18 protein-coding genes are annotated in these 19672 nt (G+C 73.4%); 7 read left to right on the top strand and 11 right to left on the bottom strand.

The window, feature by feature from the left end; translation table 11 throughout:
• Positions 1-25: 25 nt before the first annotated feature.
• The 3 genes from ACIRPH_RS24910 to ACIRPH_RS24920 all read right to left on the bottom strand — a co-directional run bounded on the left by ACIRPH_RS24910 (position 26) and on the right by ACIRPH_RS24920 (position 3108).
• Positions 26-1291 carry a PhoH family protein gene (locus ACIRPH_RS24910; protein ID WP_402918521.1) on the bottom strand — a complete coding sequence of 422 codons (1266 nt, stop codon included), beginning with the start codon at positions 1289-1291 and terminating at the stop codon, positions 26-28.
• A gap of 351 nt (positions 1292-1642) precedes the next feature.
• Positions 1643-2404, bottom strand: coding sequence for an isoprenyl transferase (locus ACIRPH_RS24915; protein WP_267946551.1), 762 nt, complete (start codon positions 2402-2404; stop codon positions 1643-1645).
• A 92-nt stretch (positions 2405-2496) separates the two neighbouring features.
• Complete coding sequence (locus ACIRPH_RS24920; protein WP_267946552.1) at positions 2497-3108, bottom strand: RNA polymerase sigma factor; 612 nt, start codon at positions 3106-3108, stop codon at positions 2497-2499.
• Between the two features lie 317 nt (positions 3109-3425).
• Between ACIRPH_RS24920 and ACIRPH_RS24925 the strand changes: the two genes are divergently transcribed.
• A complete protein-coding gene (locus tag ACIRPH_RS24925) occupies positions 3426-4793 on the top strand; it encodes a serine/threonine-protein kinase (RefSeq protein WP_402918523.1) in 1368 nt (455 codons plus the stop codon).
• A gap of 29 nt (positions 4794-4822) precedes the next feature.
• Here ACIRPH_RS24925 and ACIRPH_RS24930 read toward each other — a convergent pair whose 3' ends face one another.
• The 3 genes from ACIRPH_RS24930 to mca form a co-directional block, all read right to left on the bottom strand.
• Positions 4823-6901, bottom strand: coding sequence for a thioredoxin domain-containing protein (locus tag ACIRPH_RS24930; protein WP_402918525.1), 2079 nt, complete (start codon positions 6899-6901; stop codon positions 4823-4825).
• A gap of 161 nt (positions 6902-7062) precedes the next feature.
• Positions 7063-7338 (bottom strand): hypothetical protein, encoded by a 276-nt coding sequence (locus tag ACIRPH_RS24935; protein ID WP_402918527.1) that lies wholly within the window; start codon positions 7336-7338, stop codon positions 7063-7065.
• A 5-nt stretch (positions 7339-7343) separates the two neighbouring features.
• Positions 7344-8222: a mycothiol conjugate amidase Mca gene (gene mca, locus ACIRPH_RS24940; protein WP_402918529.1), complete on the bottom strand. Its 879-nt coding sequence runs from the start codon at positions 8220-8222 to the stop codon at positions 7344-7346.
• Between the two features lie 156 nt (positions 8223-8378).
• Between mca and ACIRPH_RS24945 the strand changes: the two genes are divergently transcribed.
• From ACIRPH_RS24945 to ACIRPH_RS24955, 3 genes are all read left to right on the top strand, one after another.
• Positions 8379-8819: a DUF4307 domain-containing protein gene (locus ACIRPH_RS24945; protein ID WP_402918531.1), complete on the top strand. Its 441-nt coding sequence runs from the start codon at positions 8379-8381 to the stop codon at positions 8817-8819.
• 141 nt (positions 8820-8960) lie between these two features.
• Complete coding sequence (gene greA, locus ACIRPH_RS24950; RefSeq protein WP_267946558.1) at positions 8961-9461, top strand: transcription elongation factor GreA; 501 nt, start codon at positions 8961-8963, stop codon at positions 9459-9461.
• A gap of 218 nt (positions 9462-9679) precedes the next feature.
• Positions 9680-10285: an RDD family protein gene (locus tag ACIRPH_RS24955; protein WP_402918533.1), complete on the top strand. Its 606-nt coding sequence runs from the start codon at positions 9680-9682 to the stop codon at positions 10283-10285.
• An 84-nt stretch (positions 10286-10369) separates the two neighbouring features.
• Here ACIRPH_RS24955 and ACIRPH_RS24960 read toward each other — a convergent pair whose 3' ends face one another.
• On the bottom strand, positions 10370-11674 hold the full coding sequence (locus ACIRPH_RS24960) for a hypothetical protein (protein ID WP_402918535.1): 1305 nt from the start codon (positions 11672-11674) through the stop codon (positions 10370-10372).
• 259 nt (positions 11675-11933) lie between these two features.
• Complete coding sequence (locus tag ACIRPH_RS24965) at positions 11934-13085, bottom strand: FIST N-terminal domain-containing protein (RefSeq protein WP_402918537.1); 1152 nt, start codon at positions 13083-13085, stop codon at positions 11934-11936.
• Between the two features lie 244 nt (positions 13086-13329).
• On the opposite strand from ACIRPH_RS24965, the gene ACIRPH_RS24970 reads away from it, so the two are divergent.
• A complete protein-coding gene (locus ACIRPH_RS24970) occupies positions 13330-14739 on the top strand; it encodes a sigma 54-interacting transcriptional regulator (RefSeq protein WP_402918539.1) in 1410 nt (469 codons plus the stop codon).
• A 120-nt stretch (positions 14740-14859) separates the two neighbouring features.
• On the top strand, positions 14860-16023 hold the full coding sequence (locus ACIRPH_RS24975) for a VWA domain-containing protein (protein ID WP_402918541.1): 1164 nt from the start codon (positions 14860-14862) through the stop codon (positions 16021-16023).
• Between the two features lie 137 nt (positions 16024-16160).
• On the opposite strand, the gene ACIRPH_RS24980 is transcribed toward ACIRPH_RS24975, so the two are convergent.
• Together ACIRPH_RS24980 and ACIRPH_RS24985 are read right to left on the bottom strand one after the other, a co-directional pair.
• Positions 16161-16973, bottom strand: a complete 813-nt coding sequence (locus ACIRPH_RS24980; protein WP_402918543.1) for a GntR family transcriptional regulator — start codon at positions 16971-16973, stop codon at positions 16161-16163.
• Positions 16974-16981: 8 nt separating this feature from the next.
• Positions 16982-17713, bottom strand: a complete 732-nt coding sequence (locus ACIRPH_RS24985; protein WP_402918545.1) for a GntR family transcriptional regulator — start codon at positions 17711-17713, stop codon at positions 16982-16984.
• A 304-nt stretch (positions 17714-18017) separates the two neighbouring features.
• Between ACIRPH_RS24985 and ACIRPH_RS24990 the strand changes: the two genes are divergently transcribed.
• Complete coding sequence (locus ACIRPH_RS24990; protein WP_402918546.1) at positions 18018-18257, top strand: hypothetical protein; 240 nt, start codon at positions 18018-18020, stop codon at positions 18255-18257.
• Positions 18258-18481: 224 nt separating this feature from the next.
• Here ACIRPH_RS24990 and ACIRPH_RS24995 read toward each other — a convergent pair whose 3' ends face one another.
• The gene (locus ACIRPH_RS24995) at positions 18482-19627 is read right to left on the bottom strand and encodes a cystathionine gamma-synthase (RefSeq protein ID WP_402918548.1); all 1146 of its coding nucleotides are present in this window, start codon (positions 19625-19627) and stop codon (positions 18482-18484) included.
• Between the last annotated feature and the right edge of the window lie 45 nt (positions 19628-19672).

Below are 19672 nucleotides of genomic sequence, written 5' to 3' on the forward strand. Positions count from 1 at the left end.
CGGCCGGGCCCGGACCGCCCTCGCGTCAGCTCTCCAGCAGCTCGGTGACCAGGGCGGCGATCGGGGACCGCTCGGACCTGTTCAGGGTGATGTGCGCGAACAGCGGGTGGCCCTTGAGCTTCTCGATCACCGCGACCACGCCGTCGTGGCGCCCCACCCTCAGGTTGTCGCGCTGGGCGATGTCGTGGGTGAGCACCACCCGCGAGTTCTCCCCGAGCCGGGACAGGACGGTGAGGAGCACGCCGCGCTCCAGTGACTGGGCCTCGTCCACGATCACGAACGCGTCGTGCAGCGAGCGGCCCCGGATGTGCGTGAGCGGGAGGACCTCCAGCATCCCCCGGTCCACGACCTCCTCGATGACGTCCTCACTGGTCACGGCGGACAGGGTGTCGTGCACCGCCTGGCCCCACGGGGACATCTTGTCGTTCTCGGTGCCGGGCAGGTAGCCGAGTTCCTGGCCCCCGACCGCGTACAGCGGCCGGAACACCATCACCTTGCGGTGCTGGCGGCGCTCCAGGACGGAATCCAGTCCGGCGCACAGCGCCAGCGCCGACTTGCCGGTGCCCGCGCGCCCGCCCAGCGACACGATGCCGACCTCGGGGTCGGTGAGCAGGTCGAGGGCGATCCGCTGCTCGGCGCTGCGCCCGTGCAGGCCGAACACGTCCCGGTCCCCGCGCACCACCTTGACCGACTTGTCGGGCCGCACCCGGCCGAGCGCCTTGCCCCGCTCGGACACGAGCACCAGCCCTGTGTGACAGGGGAACTCCCTGGCCTCCTCGATCTCGCTGGTACCGCTCTCGAACAGCTCACCGATCTGGTGGGCGGGCACGTCCAGTTCGGCCATGCCCGTCCAGCCGTGCTCGATGGCGAGCTCGGCCCGGTACTCGTCGGCCGGGAGGCCGATCGAGGCGGCCTTGATCCGCATCGGCAGATCCTTGCTCACCAGCACGACGTTCCCGCCCTCCTCCTGGAGGTTGCGGGCCACCGTCAGGATCCGGGTGTCGCTGTCGCCGAGCCGGAAGCCCGCCGGCAGGATCTTCGGATCGCTGTGGTTGAGCTCCACACGGAGCGTTCCGCCCTGGTCGTTCACCGGTACCGGGACGTCCAGTCGGCCGTTGGCGACCCGCAGGTCGTCGAGGCGGCGCAGCGCGTTGCGAGCGAAGTACCCGAGTTCCGGGTGGTGTCGCTTGCTCTCCAGCTCGGTGATCACCACCACGGGGATGACCACCTCGTGCTCGGCGAACCTGGCCATGGCCATCGGGTCGGCGAGCAGGACACTGGTGTCGAGCACATGGACGCGCCTTCCCCGGCCTACCTCCGTGCGGGGGTCGGCGGGGGACTGGGTGTCACGGCGATCGGTCGAGGAACTAGCCACTCGTTCTCCCCTTGGGCACCGCTGGGGCGCCCTACTGTCACGGGATCATGGAGGACCGGGACCTGGCCCCAGAGGGCCGGGTCCGGCCCTCCTCGTCGACGTTCCGCGAGAGCGGAGGAGATCAATGAGCCGGGGCCTCCCGAACGGGTGGATGCACACCACCCGCTTGTTCCGACGCTACGCGCCCGCGACCCCGTTTCCAAGGGCCCCGCCCCGCCGCGCGGTGAACACCGCGTTAATGGGCAGGCCGACCGGGGGGACCGGGGGTCAGGAGCCGAAGCGCCGGTTGCGCGCGCCGTAGGAGCGCAGTGCACGGAGGAAGTCCACCCTGCGGAACGCGGGCCAGTAGACCTCGCAGAAGTAGAACTCCGAGTGCACGCTCTGCCACAGCATGAAGCCCGAGAGGCGCTGCTCCCCGGAGGTGCGGATGAGCAGGTCGGGATCGGGCTGGCCGCGCGTGTAGAGATGCCGTGCGATGTCCTCGATGTCCAGGCGCTCGGCAAGCTCCTGGATACCGGTGCCCTTGGCCGCCTCCTCGTGGAGGAGGGACCGAACCGCATCAGCGATCTCACGTCTACCTCCATACCCGACGGCGACGTTGACAACCAGGCCGGGGTTGCCGGATGTCGCCTCTTCCGCCTCCTTCAGGGCGCGGGCGGTGGAGTCGGGCAGCACGTCGAGCGCGCCGACGGGGCGCGTGTTCCACCCCTCCTCGCGGAGCCGGGCGATGGTCTGCTCGATGATGCGCACCAGCGGGCCCAGTTCGGACTCGTCGCGGGTGAGGTTGTCGGTGGAGAGCATCCACAGGGTGACCACCTGCACACCGACCTCGTCGCACCAGCGCAGCACCTCGAAGATCTTGTTCGCGCCGGCCTGGTGGCCCTCCTCCGCCGCACGGAGGCCGCTGCTCTTCGCCCATCGACGGTTGCCGTCCATGGCGACACCGACGTGGCGGGGAATCTCCTGGCTGGTCAGCTGGCGTTCGAGCCGCCGCTCGTAGAGCCAGTACAGGGGGTCTCGGAGCCCCATTGGCGAAACCTCTCAGAGCTGGATCAAAGACAGCACACTCCTGTGAAGGATGTGCCGACGGGGATTCCTCCAGAGTAGTTCGCCCCGGGGCGCTACGTCACAGCCAGGGACTTGCGCACGTGTTTGCGTCCCTGGTGGATCCGGGACTTGACGGTGCCCAGGGCGAGGTTGAGCTCGGAGGCGATCTCGTTGTAGTCCATCTGGCACAGGTCGCGCAGGACCAGGGGGGCGACCAGGTTGGGGCGGTCCTTCTCCAGCTGGTCCAGCGCCTCCAGGAGGTCGATGCGGGAGCCGGCGATGACGCTGGTGGTCCGTGGGTCGCGCTGGTGGGGCATGCGCTCGGCCTCGGTGGGGAACTCCGCGGATCTGCGCTTCATCGACCGGTAGGTCTGGCGGGCGGAGTTGGAGACCACCGTGTACAGCCAGGTGGTGAAGAGGGAGTCGCCCTTGAAGCTGTCGATCTTGCGGGCCACGCGGAGCAGCGCGTCCTGGCACGCCTCCTCCGCGTCCTGGCGGTAGGGGAGGAAGCGCGCGCACCGGCGGAGCACCTCGGGCTGGATGCGACGCAGGAGGTCGTCCAGGGCCGCGGCGTCGCCGTGCTTGGCCCGGCGCGCGAGGTCCTCCAGCTCCTCGTCGACGTTGCTCGCCACCCGCCGCCGGGGCGCCGGGGTCTCCTCGTTCTCCGTGTGGTCACTACTGCGCATGGCTGGTCTCTCCCTGACTGACGGCGGACGTCCGGCCGTCCTGTTCGGACGCGTGTGCGTCCATCTGTACGAGGGTCACACGCCGACGGGACGTCCACGGATCCCCTTCGGCCCTGTCCTCGCGAAGCTTCGCATCTCGCCGCGACCATCCGCGTGGCGCACAGAACCCGTCTGGGGGCTCCCCCCAGTTTCCACGCCACGGGGGGCTCGACGCTACCCGGAGAGGGGATCATATCCGCGGGAGACAACATGAAGGCGTAGATGGTGTATTAGTGGGCAACGAACGCGTATCCACCCCCCTAGACACCGAGGCGGACATGAGCCAACCGGAGGCCTTCGGACGGTACCGCGTCATCCGGCGCCTGGGGTCCGGCTCCTTCGCCACGGTCTGGCTGGCGCAGGACGACCTGCTCAACTACCCGGTGGCCATCAAGGTACTCGCCGAGAACTGGGCGCACCAGATGGACATCCAGCACCGGTTCCTGGAGGAGGCGCGCATCCTGCGCCAGACCGACTCCACGTGGCTGGTGGCGGTGCACGACGTCGACGTGCTGCCCGACGGGCGCCCCTACATGGTGATGACGTACGCCGACCAGGGAAGCGTGACCGACCTCATCCGCCGGGGCCAGCTGCCCCTGGACGAGGCCCTGCGGCTGCTGACGGAGATCGGCCAGGGCATCACCGTGCTGCACAACCACGGCACGATCCACCGCGACATCAAGCCGTCCAACGTCCTGCTCCAGTCCTCCCCCGTGGGGCAGCGGGTCCTGGTCGCGGACCTGGGGTTCGCGAAGGCCATCGACGAGGCCTCGGGGTTCACGGCGGCGGCGGGCACGCCCGGCTACATGTCGCCCGAGCAGAGCATCCCCGGCGGCGACCTGGACGTCCGGTCCGACGTGTACTCGCTGGGCGCGGTCGCCTACGAGCTGATCACCGGGCGTCCGCCCTCCCGCCCGCCCGTCAAGGTCCCGCCTGGCCGGATCCGGCCAGGTCTGCCCCGCGCCCTCGACGAGCTCATCCTCTCCGCGCTCTCGGTGGACCGGGAGAGCAGGCCGGCGGACGCCAAGACCTTCACCGACCGCGTCAGGGCGATCCGCACGGAGCCCGACCTGCCCAAGGCGGACCCGTGGTGGCAGCGCTACCAGATGCCCTGGCGGCGCACGGTCGCGCTGGCGGCCTCCCTGCTGCTGGTGGCGGCGGGCGTGACCGCGTCCGCCGGCGCCCCTGGCATGGCGCTGACCACGGTGAGGGACGCCAGCCAGAACATCCTCGTGAACGTGCCCTCGGTGTGGGCGCGCGAGTTCCACACCGACCTCGCCGCCGGTCCGGCCGCGGCCGAGGCCGGCGCGGGTCCCGGGCTGCTGGTGGCGACCGACGCGGACGACTGGCACTCCACCGAGGTTCCGTCCTACGGGGTGTACGCGACGGTGATGCCCGGGGCCCGCACGCTCAGCGGCGTCTCCGGGGCCGACCCGTGCGGGGGCTCGCCGGACGAGCGCGAGCTGCGCACCCCCACCTGGGAGGGCACCGTGTGGGACTGGCCCGAGTGCAACGGCGGCGGCGCGTTCAGCAGTGCCGCCGTGCACCAGCCGGGCGTGCCCACGACCGTGTACATGGAGATCCGGCAGCCCGCCTACCGCCCGGACGTGGTGAACGACATCATCGGCGGCACCCGGCTGGTCTGACCGGGGGCGCGTCTTCGCGCCCCCGGCGGTCAGGGCGTCCGGGAGAGCAGCTGGGCCCGGAGCTCCTCGGGCGAGGTGACCGGGAGCTTGCAGACGAACCCCTCGCACACGTACGCCGTGGGGGCCCCTCCGACCCGCGTCCGGTCGCGCAGCAGCGGCACGCCGCCGTCGTCGAGGCCGTCGCCCCGTGACAGCGCCGTGCCGAGGGGCGCCCAGGTCAGGACGGTGCGTACCAGCTCCTCCGTCCGCGGGTCCCCGGGGTCGCCGACCACCGCGACGGCGCGCGGCCCCGACAGGGCCGCCTCGCCCGCGGCCAGGCCCCACCCGGCGAACCTCGCTGCCTTCTCGGCCAGCAGCGCCACCGGCGCCAGGGCTCCCTCGGCCGCCGTCCTGTGCCGCTGCGAACCGGTCAGCGCGGCGTGGGTCACGAGGGCGGACGCGGCGGCGGAGCGCCCCGAGGGGGTCGCATTGTCGGTGGGGTCCTGCGGGCGGCTGAAGAGCTTCTCCGCGTCGTCCGCGGTGTCGAAGAACCCGCCCTCGCCGTCGCCGAAGTGCTCCAGGACGGCGTCCAGGAGCCGTCCGGCCCCGTGCGCGTAGCGCGGATCGCCGGTCACCCCGTGCAGGGCCAGCAGCCCCTCCGCCACGTCGGCGTAGTCCTCCAGCACACCGGCGCTGTTGCCCGCCCTGCCGTCCCGGGACGTGCGCACCAGGCGGCCGTCCCGCAGGTGGACGGTGAGCAGCAGTTCCGCCGCGTCACGGGCGGCCTCCACCAGGTCGGGGCGCTCCAGCAGCGCCCCCGCCTCCGCCAGTCCGGCGATCGCCAGCCCGTTCCAGGCGGCCACCACCTTGTCGTCCCGGGCGGGCGCGACCCTCTCCGCGCGCGCGGCCAGCAGTGCCTCGCGGACCCTCTGGAAGCGCCACGTGTCGGCGGGAGGGACCGGCAGCCGGAGCACGGAGGCGCCCCGCTCGAAGGTGCCCTCCTCCGTCACCTCGAACACCGCGGCCGCGAAGGCGGCGTCGTCCGCGTCCAGGACCTCGCGCAGCTGGGCGGGGGTCCACACGTAGTAGGTGCCCTCCTCGCCCTCGCTGTCGGCGTCCAGCGCCGAGGCGAACCCGCCCTCGGGGGTGCGCAGGTCGCGCAGCATCCAGTCGGCGGTCTCCTCCGCCACCCGGAGCAGCAGTGCGCGGGTGGCGGTCTCCGAGGTCCCGGCGCCCGGAGGGGTGGGGCGGCGGCCCATGCGGAGGTAGGCGCGCAGCAGCAGCGCGTTGTCGTACAGCATCTTCTCGAAGTGGGGCACCACCCACGCACGGTCCACGGAGTAGCGGGCGAACCCGCCTCCGAGCTGGTCGTACAGGCCGCCCCGGGCCATGGCCAGGGCGGTTCCGGTGGCCATGAGCCGCGCGGGGGAGGCCTCGCCCGGGCTCCCGGGGCCTCCGCCGGAGGCCCCCGCGGCCGGGACGGGCCGGATGCGCTCGTCCTGCGCCGTGAGGAAGGACAGCAGCATCGACGGCGGGAACTTGGGGGCGTCGCCGAAGCCGCCCTCCGCGCTGTCGTAGTCGCGCACCAGGGCGTGGACGGCCAGGTCCAGCTGGTCGGCGGAGGGGGGCGGCGCGGAGGGCAGGGTGCGCGGGGCCCCGAGCGCGTCCACGACCCGCTTGCCCTGGTCGAGGAGTTCGGGGCGCTTGTCGCGCCAGGCGGTTGCCACCCCCTCCAGCAGCCGCTGGAAGTGGTCGCGGGGGAAATAGGTCCCGCAGTAGAACGGGGCGCCCTCGGGTGTGGCGAACACGGTCATGGGCCACCCGCCCTGGCCGGTCATGGCCTGGGTGGCCTCCATGTAGACGGCGTCGACGTCCGGGCGCTCCTCGCGGTCCACCTTGACGTTGACGAAGTGGGCGTTCATGCGCGCGGCGGTCGCCTCGTCCTCGAAGGACTCGTGGGCCATCACGTGGCACCAGTGGCAGGCCGCGTAGCCGACGGAGACGAGCACGGGAACGTCGCGCCGACGCGCCTCCGCGAAGGCCTCCTCACCCCAGGGCCACCACTCCACGGGGTTCTCGGCGTGCTGCAACAGGTACGGGCTGGTCGCTTCGCTCAAGCGGTTGGGCATGCCCCCACTGTGCCACCCGCGGCCGGTGTCCGCCCGGTCCGCCCCGGGGCGGGAGCCCCCGTCCCGGAAACCGTCCCGCCACGGCGGGGGACGGTCCCCGGGGAGCGCTCCCGCCGCCCCGGGGCGGACCCCGCGGGACCGGCCGCCGGGCTCCCGGGGCGTCAGGCCCCGGGCTCCCCGGCGCCGTCGGGGCCGGCGGAGGCGGCCACCCCGGCCGCCCCCTCGTCAGAGGCCCGCGCGGGGCCGCCGGCCTCCGGCGACCCGTCGCCCTCCTTGGGCAGGGCGCGGAGCTTGCCCATCAGGCTCCTCATGAGGAAGTACAGCACGACGCCGATCGCGAAGATGACGAGGAAGCCCATGACCCCGGGTGTCACGGTGTCCTTGTCCAGCGAGAAGTCGTTGGCCGCCACCGCCGCGGAGGTGAGAAGGGTATTCATACCGCTCATACTCTCACTGCTTCTCGGACACCCGCGAAGAGGTCCTTCTCAGGGACCTCGGTGTCCACCAGCGAGCGCACCAGGTGGTAGTCCTCGGTCGGCCAGGCCTCGGCCAGGACCTCGTTGGGGACGGCGAACCAGAAGCCGTTCGGGTCCACCTGGGTCTCGTGCGCCTTGAGCGCCTCGTCCGCGACGTCGAACTGCTCGCTGCAGTGCACCCGGGTGGTGATCTCCCACCGGGGGTACTCGCGCTCGTTGATCCGCTTCATCCAGTCCTCGAAGGGGTTCTCGATGCCGCGCTCGGCCAGGACCGTCGCCAGTGCCTCGAACCGCTCCGGCGGGAACGAGACGAAGTAGTACAGCTTCAGCGGCTGCCAGGGGTCCCCGGCCTCCGGGTAGGCGTCGGGGTCGCCCGCGGCGTCGAACGCGTGCATCGACACCTTGTGGGTCATGATGTGGTCGGGGTGCGGGTAGCCGCCGTTCTCGTCGTAGGTGAGGATCACGTGCGGGCGGAACCGGCGGATGGACTCCACCAGGGGCGCGGAGGCCTCCTCGACCGGCAGGGTCGCGAAGCACCCCTCCGGCAGCGGCGGCAGCGGGTCGCCCTCGGGCAGGCCGGAGTCGACGAACCCGGCGAACTCCTGCTGGATGCCGAGGATCTCGCGGGCCCGGTTCATCTCCTCGCGGCGGACCGCCGCGATGTTCTCGCGGATCTCGGGACGCTCCATGGCGGGGTTGAGGATGTCGCCTCGTTCGCCACCGGTCATGGTGACGACGAGCACGTCGACGCCCTCGTCCACGTAGCGCGCCATCGTGGCCGCGCCCTTGCTGGACTCGTCATCGGGGTGGGCATGGACGGCCATAAGCCGCAGGCGCTCGGACAACGAAGGGTTCTCCTTGACTTGGTGAACACGGGCACGGGGCGTGGCTGTCCGGCCTCCCCGGAGCACGGCTTCGACGACTCACGCACGGGCCGCGTAGGGGGGCTGTCAGGTCGGGGATATCTTAGACAACACCGTCCCCTCGTTCGGAGATTCCCGATGCAGCCCACCCCGGAAGAAGACGCCGTGAACAGTGCCGACACCCCGGCCGACACGGCCGAACCCGTTGCGCCCGCGCTGCGCAAGCGCCATGGCAACGGACCCGTCTTCTTCGTCATCGCGACCGTGTTCGCGGTCCTGTGCGCGGTCGGCTGGGGCTACTCCGTGATGAGCTACAGGGGGCTCGGGGGCGGCGTGTACCACCAGGTGGTCTCCTACTCCCTGGAGTCCCCGGACGAGGTCACGGTCAACTACGAGGTGAACAGCCGGGACGGCGCCGAGTGCCTGATCGTGGCGCTGGACGAGCAGCACGTCGAGGTGGGGCAGAAGCGCTCCGAGGCGGAGGCGGGGAACCGGATGGTCACCGCGACCGTTGAGACGGTTCGTCAGGCTTCCGCGGTACAAGTGGCCTCGTGCAGGGAACAAGGTTCGCAGGACTGATCGACCGATCCCTCCCCGCACTGGTCCCCGGTGCCGCCGCCACGCCTGCGAGTTCCCTTGTGCCACCACGCACGGTGATATTCTCGTAAGTTCAGCTTCGGCCGCCTGGTGGCCCTTGCTACTAGTACACAAGGAGTTCCAGTGACCCAGACCCGCGATGACAACGTCACCTGGCTCACCCAGGAGGCGTATGACCGGCTCAAGTCTGAGCTGGACACCCTGTCGGGCCGTGGGCGGATCGAGATCGCGGAGAAGATCGAGGCCGCCCGCGAGGAGGGCGACCTCAAGGAGAACGGCGGCTACCACGCCGCCAAGGAGGAGCAGGGCAAGATGGAGGCCCGCATCCTCCAGCTCACCGGGATCCTGCGCACCGCACGCGTCGGCGAGGCCCCGCGCACCGAGGGCGTGGTCGGCCCCGGCATGACCGTCACCGTCAAGTTCGACGGGGACGAGGAGGAGGTCACCTTCCTGCTCGCCTCCCGCGAGGAGAGCGGATCTCCGATCGACGTGTACTCCCCGAAGTCCCCTCTCGGGTCCGCCATCAACGGCAAGCGCATCGGTGAGAGCGTGAGCTACACGCTCCCGAACGGCAAGAGCCTGGGGGTCGAGATCATCGACGCGGTCCCCTACAGCGGCATGTGAGGCACAGGCGGAACAGGTTGGGGGGCGGCCGGCGGCCGCCCCCCGCCGCGTTCGGGGGGTCCCGCGCGGACCGGCGCGGCCCGAGTTCCGGGGACGCCGCGACGCATCCGTCCGGGCCCCCGGCGCGTCGTAGTCTCTGAGTACCGGAAAGGCCCGGCGGGTCCGGCCCGCGGCCTCCTCCCCCTCCCCGACCGACGAGCAGAGGAACCGACCCCGTGATGCCCACCCCCCACTGGAACCCCCAGGAACCCCGGCCCGGTTCGTACGCCCCGACCAGCGGCTGGGGGCCGGCGTCCGCTCCCCCGGGCGCGGGCTGGGGGGTACCGGGGTCGGAGGTGTCCCCCGCCGGGTCCGCCCACCCGGCGGAGACGGTCGGCCTGGGGCGCCGCCTGGCCGCCCGCGCCATCGACTACGCGCTGGTGATGTTCGCCGCCTGGGCGTTCTTCGTCTTCATGGCCATGGTGACGACGGTGCTCACCCTGGGCGCCGACGCCACCGACGCCCAGGGGGGACTGTGGGCCCTGCTGCTCTTCTTCGGCTGGGGCCTGCTCCTGTTCTTCTACGACTGGCTGTACCTGGTCGCCTGGGGGCGCACGATCGGCAAGATGGCGGTCGGCATCAGGGTGGTCAGCGCCGCGGACGGGGGGAGGCTCTCCCAGGGCCAGGCCCTGGGCCGTGCGGCGTTCTTCGGCCTGCCCCAGACCCTGCCGCTGGTGGGGAACCTGTTCTCGCTGGCGGAGGCGCTGACCATCCCCTTCGACACCCGGTCCCGCGCCCTGCACGACAGGGCGGCCGGGACGGTCGTCGTCCGTGTCCGCTCCTGAGGCGGGGACGGCCCGGGGCCCGTCCCCGGCACGGTCCGCCGCTCCCGGCGGAGGCCCCGGGGCGCCGGGGCCTCCGTGCCGGGGCTACCGGCGGGCGCAGTCGGGTGCGTCGGCGCCGCCGTCGGCGAACGCCGCCGGGACGTAGTTGCCGGGGCCGATCCGGTACCAGGCGCTGCTGGTGCCGAACGGGCCCGTCGCCTCGTCCCCGACCGCCTGGCAGGCGACGTCCACGTTGGCCTTGTGCGCCGCGAGCCCCACCGGGTCGTGCTCCAGGCCGGGGCCGCCGCGCACGACCACCGGGTCGCTCTGGGTCACCGTGGTGATCTCCGCGCGCTGCCGGTACTCGGCGGTCCACAGGTAGTCGACCTCCACCCAGGCGTTGGTGGGCAGCTGGAGCCCCTCCCTGAAGGCGCCGTCGGCCAGGTCGATCCCGGCGGGGTTGCGGACCTTGCGCCCGAACCCGTCCAGCCCCCCGTTGTACCCGTCCGAGTACGCCGCCTCCGCCTGGGGGCGCCCCCGCTCCAGGTCGTGCCAGGACTCGCGGTCCTCGTTCCAGTGGTCGTCCCCGGTGTTCCAGGGGCCCACGTCCCAGACGGGGAGGTAGGAGCAGCGCGGCTCGTGCTTGGGGTCGTCCTTGCCCTCGGGTCCCAGTGCTCCCGTGGTGCAGACCCGCACCGTGTACTCGCCACCGCCCCGCGTGGCCAGGCCCCGGCGGGAGGGCAGGGCCACGAAGTGGTCGTCCTTCCGGACCGTGTGCCCGTTGGCGGTGGTCCCGCCCACCAGGCCGATGCGCGTCGCGAAGAGCCGCGCCGAGAACGGTTCGGCCGGCCGGGCCCCGTGGGCGCCGCCCTCCCGGCCCCCACCGTCCGGCCCGCCCGCGCTGCTCGCGAGCGGGCGCACCCGCAGGCCGGTGAGGGCCGTGTCACCGCCCCCGACCTCCACCCGCAGCTGCACCTGGGTGACGTCCTCGGGCAGGGTCACCCGGCCGCCGCTCCCCGGCGCGGGGTACCACTCGGTCCACATCCCGTCCGGGCGGACCCCCCGCACCTCGGCCAGGAGGTGCTCGACGTCCCCGTCCGCCCGCACCCGCACGTCGACGGAGTCGGTGGGGCCGTCCAGGGTCTGCTCCGGGAAGGTCGCCAGGCCCGTGCGGCCGTGCTGCCCCTCCCTGCGCAGCGAGGCGCCGCCGCCGTCCGCCTCCGCGCCGTCCGCCCGCAGGGCGCCGGCCTCCAGCACCAGGCCGACCCGGTCCGCGGAGTCCAGGTCCTGTCGCAGCCAGCCGCCCTCCGCGAAGGCGGGCGCCGGGGCCGCGAGGGGAACGAGGAGGGCCGCGGCGCCCAGGGCCGCCAGGGTCTGGGCGGTGGTGCGTCCGCACCGTCTGTCCGACATCTGTACCTTCCCTCACCAAACACCGAGAGTGATCAAATCAGTAACTCTCAGTAAGCGCCCTGGTGTGCGCACGCTCAAGGAGCTTGTGGCGGGTGTTGGTGTTACGGCAGTAAAAGTCCGGCTCGCAGCCGGGCACGGCCGACGGGCCGGCCGGGGCGCTGCCGGTGCGACGAGGGGCCGCCCCGGCCGGTCCTGCGCCCCCGGCCGGTCCCGCCGCGGACACGGGGCCTCGGCGGAGGGACGGGCCGCGGAACGCGCCCTAGGCGAAGGCGAGCAGGCAGGCGGTGAACCCGTGCACGTGGTTGACGCCGCCGACCGGCCCGATCTCCCCCGCCGCGAAGAAGCCGGCGACGGCCTCGACGCCCAGCACGCGGTGCACGGCGAGGACGTCGTGGTCGGCGTGGGGGAAGAGCGAGGCCCCGCGGCCGTTGCAGGAGAAGAGCAGTCCGGCGCCGACGGCGTGCTCCGCCCCGAAGTCGGCGAGCCGCCGGGCGAGGTCCTCGTCCGCGGTGCCCGCGTCGCGGACCTGGAAGCGGACGGTCTGGCCGACGTCCACCATGTCGCCGACGGTGAGCCCGCCGAGCTCGGGATCGGCCCCGACCACGCTGCGGATCAGGAAGTCGCCCTGCCCGTGGTGGTCGGCGTACTCGTCCATGGCGATGCCCAGGTGCAGGCCGTGCCCGGCGAGTTCGCGGTCCTCGTCCGAGAGCTCCTCGACGAGCTCCTCGAGCTTGTCGTAGGCGTTGACCCCCGCGAGCTCGAGGATGAGGTTGCCCTCGGACTTGGTGACGGTCATCGCCGGGCCGACGGGGCGGCAGCCCTGGCTGACGACGGTGCCGAGGACGTTGGCGCCGCCGAGCAGGAGGCCGATGGCCCCGTGCTCCGCGACGTCTCCGTCGCAGAACAGGCGGACGGACTCCTCCCCCCGCATGCCGTCGGCCATGCCCCCGACGAGGGGCAGGCCGTTGAGCGCGACCGTGGACTCGCGCACGAACGCCTGGGTCGGGAACTCGTAGGGGTTGGTCAGCAGGATGGCGGCCCGGTCGTCGGGGCCGGGCTCGCGCATGCCGACGACCGCGAGGTGGTCGCCCTCGATCACGGTGTCCAGGCGGAACGGGGTGATCTCCACCCCGGGCAGGCCGGCGCACCACACGCTCACCGAGCCCTGCCCCTCGACGCCCCGTCCGCCGCCGATGACCCCGGTGGAACTGCACCCGAGGGTGGTCGCGCCCCCCGCCAGCGCCATGACGCGCCTGCCCGCGAGGGTGACCTCCTCGGGGTCGGCGCCGCAGACGAAGAAGCACACCAGGTCGGCCGCCCCGTCGACCTGCTCCAGCGCGCCGAGGACGGCGCGCTCGGCCGCGTTCACGAGGTCGGCCCCCGTCGTCAGTGCATTGCCGAACCGTGCCACCAGCCGCCACCTCCGGTTTCGCCGGCCACCGCGGCCGTTCGCAGGACTCCACCGTCACGTCCCATTCTTCCATCCCGGCGGCCACCGGGGGATCCTCCGGTGAACGGGACCGGGCACCGGCCCCGGTGGCGGGGCTGCCGAAAGGGGACGCTCTGATCGGGGTCCCTTTCCCCAGCCGGGCCGCGGAAACCCCGGGCGGGGGATACTCCCGTCGCCCCGCCCCGGTTGCGGATAGGTTCGGGGGGTGAGCGCACCCCCCGAACTCCCCCGGACCCGCGCGGCGCTGCGCGAGCACGGCCACGTCCACCGTTCCGTCTCCGCCGAGGTGCGGGAGAACCTGCTCCGCCTGATGGGCTCCGGCGGACCGCGCTTCCCCGGGGTGCTCGGCTTCGACTCGACGGTGCTCCCGCAGGTGGAGCGCGCCCTGCTGGCCGGGCACGACCTCGTGCTGCTCGGCGAGCGGGGGCAGGGCAAGACCCGGCTGATCCGCTCCCTGGTGGGACTGCTGGACGAGTGGTCACCGGCGGTCGCCGGGTGCCAGGTGAACGACCACCCCTACGCGCCGGTGTGCCCGGTGTGCGTGCGGCGCTCGGCGGAGGAGGGGGACCGCCTGCCCGTGGTGTGGCGGCACCGGCGGGAGCGGTACGGGGAGAAGCTCGGCACCCCCGACACGGGGGTGGGCGAACTCGTGGGCGACGTGGACCCGGCCCGGCTGGCGGAGGGGCGTTCCCTGGGCGACCCGGAGACCGTCCACTACGGCCTCGTACCGCGCGCGAACCGCGGCGTGTTCTGCGTGAACGAGCTCCCCGACCTGCCCGCCCGCGCGCAGGTGGCCCTGTTCAACGTGCTGGAGGAGCGCGACCTCCAGGTGCGGGGCTACAGCCTGCGGCTCCCCCTGGACCTGCTGGTGGTCGCGAGCGCCAACCCCGAGGACTACACGAGCCGGGGCCGGATCGTCACCCCGCTCAAGGACCGCTTCGGCGCGCAGGTGCGGACCCACTACCCGCTCACGCTGGAGGACGAGCTGGCGCTGGTGCGCCAGGAGGCGGTGCTGCCGGAGGGGACGGCGGTGCCCGCGCACGTGTGGGAGACCGCGGCGCGGTTCACCCGGTTGGTGCGCGCCTCCAAGCACGTGGACGCCAGGTCGGGGGTGTCCGTGCGCTTCGCCGTCGCGGCGGCCGAGACGGCGGCGGCGTCGGCGCTGCGCCGGTCCGCCCTGAGGGGCGGGGAGGCTCCGGTGGCGCGCGTGTGCGACCTGGCCGCGGCGGTGGAGCCGCTGCTGGGCAAGGTCGAGTTCGAGCTGGGGGCCGAGGGCCGGGAGCCGGAGGTCCTGCACGCCCTGCTGAGACGGGCGACGGCGGAGGCGTTCCGGGAGCGGCTGGGCGGGGCGGACCTGGCCGCCCTCGTCGAGCGGTTCTCCGGCGGAGCCGTCGTGGAGTCGGGCGACCTGGTGGCCGCCGACGAGCTGCTGCGCCGGGTCGGCGCCGTACCGGGGCTCGCGGCGATGATCGCCGGCGCCGCCCCGGAGTCGGAGGACGGGCCTCCCACGCCCGGCCTGGCCGCCGCGGTGGTGGAGTTCGCGCTGGAGGGGCTGTACCTGGAGCGCCGCCTGTCCAAGGACGTGCTGCCCGGCGGCGGGGTCTACCGCTTCTAGCCGGACCGGCGCTCCGGCGGCCACGGGTCCCCGGGCCCGGCGCCGCCGGAGGGCGCACCGGGCGTAGGGTCGTGGCCGACGCGCCCGGCCGGCGGGCCGGGAGGATCGGGGGCGGCGCGGGTGAGGTTCCGGTACCGGGAGTACGACGGCGGGCCCGACCCCCTGGACGGGCCCGAGGAGGAGCCCCGGACCCCGGGCGGGTCCGCCTCCCCGGGGGAGCGGCCGGCCGGCGGGGCGGGCCCCGCCGCCGGGTCGGAGCCTCCGGCCCTGGAGGGGGTGCGGCTCAGCTACGGGGAGGACGGCCCTGTGCCCCCGGACGGGCCGGGCACCGTCCCGGCCGACGGGTGGGGGGACGGGTCCTCCCGCCCGGAGGCCCCCGGGGGCCCGGCCGCACCGGAGGAGGGCGCCGGGAAGGAGCGGCCCCGGACGGGGGCCCCGGACTGGGGGCCGCGCGAGATCCGCCGGCTGGGCGAACTCGCCCTGCGCGACATCGAGGCGGCGGGGCGCCGGCGCGGCGTCCGCGGCGGCGGCCTCCGGGGCGGCGCCGGACCGGGCGGCGAGGCGACCGGCGGCCACCTGCCCCGGGACGAGGCCGGGGACCTGGCGCTGGACGCGGTCGCCACGGCGCGCGAGGCGGTCGTGCGCCGGGCGCGGCCCGGGGAGCGCTCCGCGGTCCTGCGCCCGCAGGACGTACGGGTGGTGGAGACCGAACCGGCGGAGGCCGCCGCCGTGGCCCTGCTGGTGGACCTGTCGCACTCGATGACGACGCGCGCTCTGCACGGGGCCGCCACCGGGACGGCCCTGGCCCTGGACGCGCTGGTCCGGGTCCGCCGCCCCCGGGACAGGCTGCGGCTGGTCGGCTTCGGGGACAGGGCCCGGGAGATGACCCCGGCCGAGCTGGCGGCCCACGACTGGAGCCGCGTCCCGGGAACGAACCTGCACCACGCGCTGCGGCTGGCGCGCGGCCACCTGCGGCGCCACCGCGACCTGCGCCCGCAGGTGATGGTGGTGACCGACGGGGAGCCGACCGCCCACCTGGGCGAGGACGGCGGAGCCCGGTTCTCCTGGCCGCCGGAGCCCCGCACCGAGGAGCTGACGCTGGCCGAGCTGGACGCCGCGCTGCGGGAGGGCGCGGAGGTCGCGTTCTTCGTCCTGGCGGACGATCCGCGGCTGCGCGCGTTCCTGGGGCGCGTGGAGCGGCGCCGGGGCGTCCGGGTGGTGCGCGCCGACGCCGAGGGGTTGGGCCCCCTCGTGGTCGACCGCTACCTGGGGCGCCGGGGCTGAGACGGCGCCCGGGGGCGCACGGACCGGCGGCTCCGGCCAGGGGTGCGGAGGGCGGGTCGTGCCTTCCCGCTCGGTGCCGCGCGCGGCGGAGCCCCGCTCGCGGGGTCCCGCCGCGCGGCCCCGGTGCGGAGGGCGGGTCAGCGCTCGAAGATGTTGACGTCCGAGGCCATCAGCAGGAGTTCCTCGGGCGCCTGGCCCCCGGAGTAGAGGAGCTGGTGGCGGTTGGCGGGCATGACCGTCTCGGTGAACCGCAGAGGCGTCTCCCCGTCGTAGGCGACGCGTTCCTGGACGAGCAGGGGGATCCCCGGGCCCAGGCCGAAGGACTCGGCCTCGTCCTGGGAGGGCATCCGGGCGCCGACGACGTCCCAGTTCCAGTCCTCCCGGTAGCCGAGGTCCTGGAGCACTGCCGCCACCCCCTGCTCCAGCCGGTCGGGGGACATGAGGGGGGTGTTGTTCGCGATGCTGAAAGGGAAGTGGGTCACCTGGGACTGCCACAGGCTGCCCTCGACGAACCGGTCGGAGGCCCGGATGACGACCAGCCCGCCGTGGGGGCCCTCCTCCGCGTCGCCGCGGCGGAGCCGCCTGGCCACCTTGGGCCGCATGGTGTCGAGGCTGACCTTGATCTTCTCGTCGATCTGGTCGTATCCGGCCTCGCGCAGGTGCGGCTGGTAGCCGGCGTCGAAGCGTTCGGAGTCGCTGCCGCCCGTGATGGGGGTGGCGAGGTGGACGATGGGGCGGTGGTCGGCGACGAAGGCCCCGCGGCCCGCCTGGATGGCGATGCGGCCCTCGTCCTGGAGGATGCGCATGCCCAGGCGTGCGGTGGCGCGGGAGACGTCGAGCTGCTCGGCGAGCTCCTCCTCCCCCGGCAGCCGTTCGCCCGGTTTGTAGTCGCCCCTGGCCAGGGCCTCCCGCAGGTGGTCCGCGACCTCGGTCTTCCTCGACGTGCTCATGCGTGTGCTCAGTCCCGGCGGTAGGCGTTCATGTTGCCGTGTTCGTACTGGTAGCGGATGCTGTGCCCCGCGTAGACCGTCTCCACCACGCGGATCGGCCGGTCCTCCGAGAGGTCGGTCCGGTGGACCTCCAGCACCGGCACCCCGGGCGGGAGTTCGAGCTGCCCGGCCTCGTGGGGGCTGGGCATGCGGGTCGTGAGCTCGTCCACGAAGCCGACCTGGCGGTGGCCGTGGTCGGCGAGCACGGCGAGGGCGCTCTCCACGTCCTCGGGCAGCATGAGCGGGGTGCCGTTGACGAGGTCCATGGGGTAGTGGGCGGAGCTGACGGAGCCCGAGATCTCACCGGAGAACCGGTACATCCGGCGGACGACCGTCATGTCGCCCTCGGGCACGCGCAGGCGGCTCGCGATGTCGGGGGTGGCGCTGAGGAGCTGGAGCTCCTCCAGCATCTGGCCCGTCATGCCGGACTCGTTGAGTCCGGCGGGCCCGCCCCTGGAGCGGTTGGCGTAGAAGGTCTCGGGGACGACGTCCTGGACGAAGTGCCCCCTGCCGGGCCGACTGACGATCAGGCCCTGGTTGCGCAGCATGCCCAGGGCCAGCCTGACCGTGTTGCGGGAGGCGTCGAAGCGCTCCTCGAGCTGCTTCTCCGAGGGCAGCTGCCCGCCGAGCGGCAGGCTTCTCTCCTGGATCTCGCGCCGCAGGGTCCGCGCGATCTGTCGATATCTGCTTTCTGCCCGCATGATTCAGCCCTCGCTGGGGTACTAGACCAACAACCTAGCTTGTACCAACAAGGTGATCGGTACACCAACCGAACAGGTCCATCCGGTTCTGCTGAACCTATCGTAGGTGAAGGCCACCCCCAGTACACGGTGTCGCCGCCGATGAGACACCCGAAAGAGCAGCGCACGGCGGACCGCAAACCGCCGGACCGAACACCCGCGCACCACCGACCACGGATACAGCACTCGTGAGACACCACCTCGCGCCCCCTCACCCCGCACGGGGGCGTACGAAGCGCTAGAGACTTCCCCTGAGGAGACCAGCATGATCCCGATCGCCGTCACACTCGTCGGAGTCGTCCTTCTGGGCCTGGCCGTGGGCTTCCTGCTCGCCGTCTCCATCGGCATCCGCCGCCGGGACAGGCGGGGCGCCTACCGCTCCCTGCGGGGCGAGGACCCCATCGCCCTCTCCCGTACCGGCAGCCTCGTCGTCGGACTCCGCTTCACCAACGAGAAGCCCGCCGGGACCGCACCTCCCCAGGACCGCACCTCCACCCCGGCCTGAACCGGGGATCGGAGCCGACCGCACGGCGCACCCGCCGACCGGCGCGGGAACACGCCGGCCGGCAGCCCCTCGGGGCGCCGCGGCGGGCCCGCGGAGAGCCCGCCGCAGAAGGACCGCGACACCGGGGACGCAGTGCCGGAGAGGCGCCGTGACGGGCCCGGCGGCCACGCCGGAGGGCCCGCACGGCGGAAGGCGCCCCGGGGCGGGCGCCGCCGGAGCAGGTCCTAGTCCCCCAGGGCCTGGAGCAGGTCCGCCACCAGGTCGGCGCCGGACTCGATGCCCACGGAGATCCGCACCAGGTCGGCCGGGACCTCCAGCGGGGAACCGGCGGTGGACGCGTGCGTCATCCGCCCGGGGTGCTCGATCAGGGACTCCACACCGCCCAGGGACTCGCCCAGCGTGAAGACCTCGGTCCGCTCGCACAGCTCCAGCGCGGCCTTCTCCCCGTCGCGCAGGGCGAAGGAGACCATCCCGCCGAAGGCCCGCATCTGCCGTTCGGCGACCTTGTGCCCGGGGTGGGCGTCCAGCCCGGGGTAGTAGACCCTGCGGACCGCCGGGTGGCCCTCCAGCACCGCCACGACCTGCTCCGCGTTGGCGCTGTGCCTGTCCATCCGCACACCCAGGGTCTTGACCCCGCGCAGGGTCAGCCAGGAGTCGAAGGGCCCCGGCACGGCGCCCATGGTGTTCTGGTGGAAGGCCAGCCGCTCGCCCAGCTCGGCGTCGGAGACGACCAGGGCGCCCCCGACCACGTCGGAGTGCCCGCCCAGGTACTTGGTGGTGGAGTGCACGACCACGTCCGCGCCCAGGGTCAGCGGCTGCTGGAGGTAGGGCGAGGCGAAGGTGTTGTCGACGACGTGCAGCGCGCCCGCGTCGTGCGCGATCCGGGCGACCGCCTCGATGTCGGTGATGTTCAGCAGGGGGTTGGTGGGCGTCTCGGTCCACACGACCCTGGTCTCGGGCCGGATCGCCGCGCGCACCGCCTCGGGGTCGGACTGGTCGACCGCGTCCCACCGCACGCCCCACCGCTCGACCACCTTGGAGACGAGGCGGAACGTGCCGCCGTAGGCGTCGCCCGGGATGACGATGTGGTCGCCCGGTGACAGGACCGTGCGCAGCAGGGTGTCCTCCGCCGCCATCCCGGAGGCGAACGCGAGGCCGCGCGTACCGGCCTCCAGCGCCGCCAGGCACTCCTCCAGCGCGGCGCGCGTGGGGTTGCCGGTGCGGGAGTACTCGTACCCCTGGCGCAGCCCGCCCACGCCGTCCTGGGCGTAGGTGCTGGTCTGGTAGATCGGCACCACCACGGCTCCGGTCCCGGCGTCCGGTTCCTGCCCCGCGTGGATGGCCAGTGTTTCAAACCCGTCGAACTTCATGGGGCCACCCTAGTGCCCGCGGACCCCCCGGAACCCGCGTTCAGC

Origin of the sequence: Nocardiopsis sp. NPDC101807, from assembly GCF_044766605.1 — a bacterium.
Taxonomy (GTDB): domain Bacteria; phylum Actinomycetota; class Actinomycetes; order Streptosporangiales; family Streptosporangiaceae; genus Nocardiopsis; species Nocardiopsis tropica.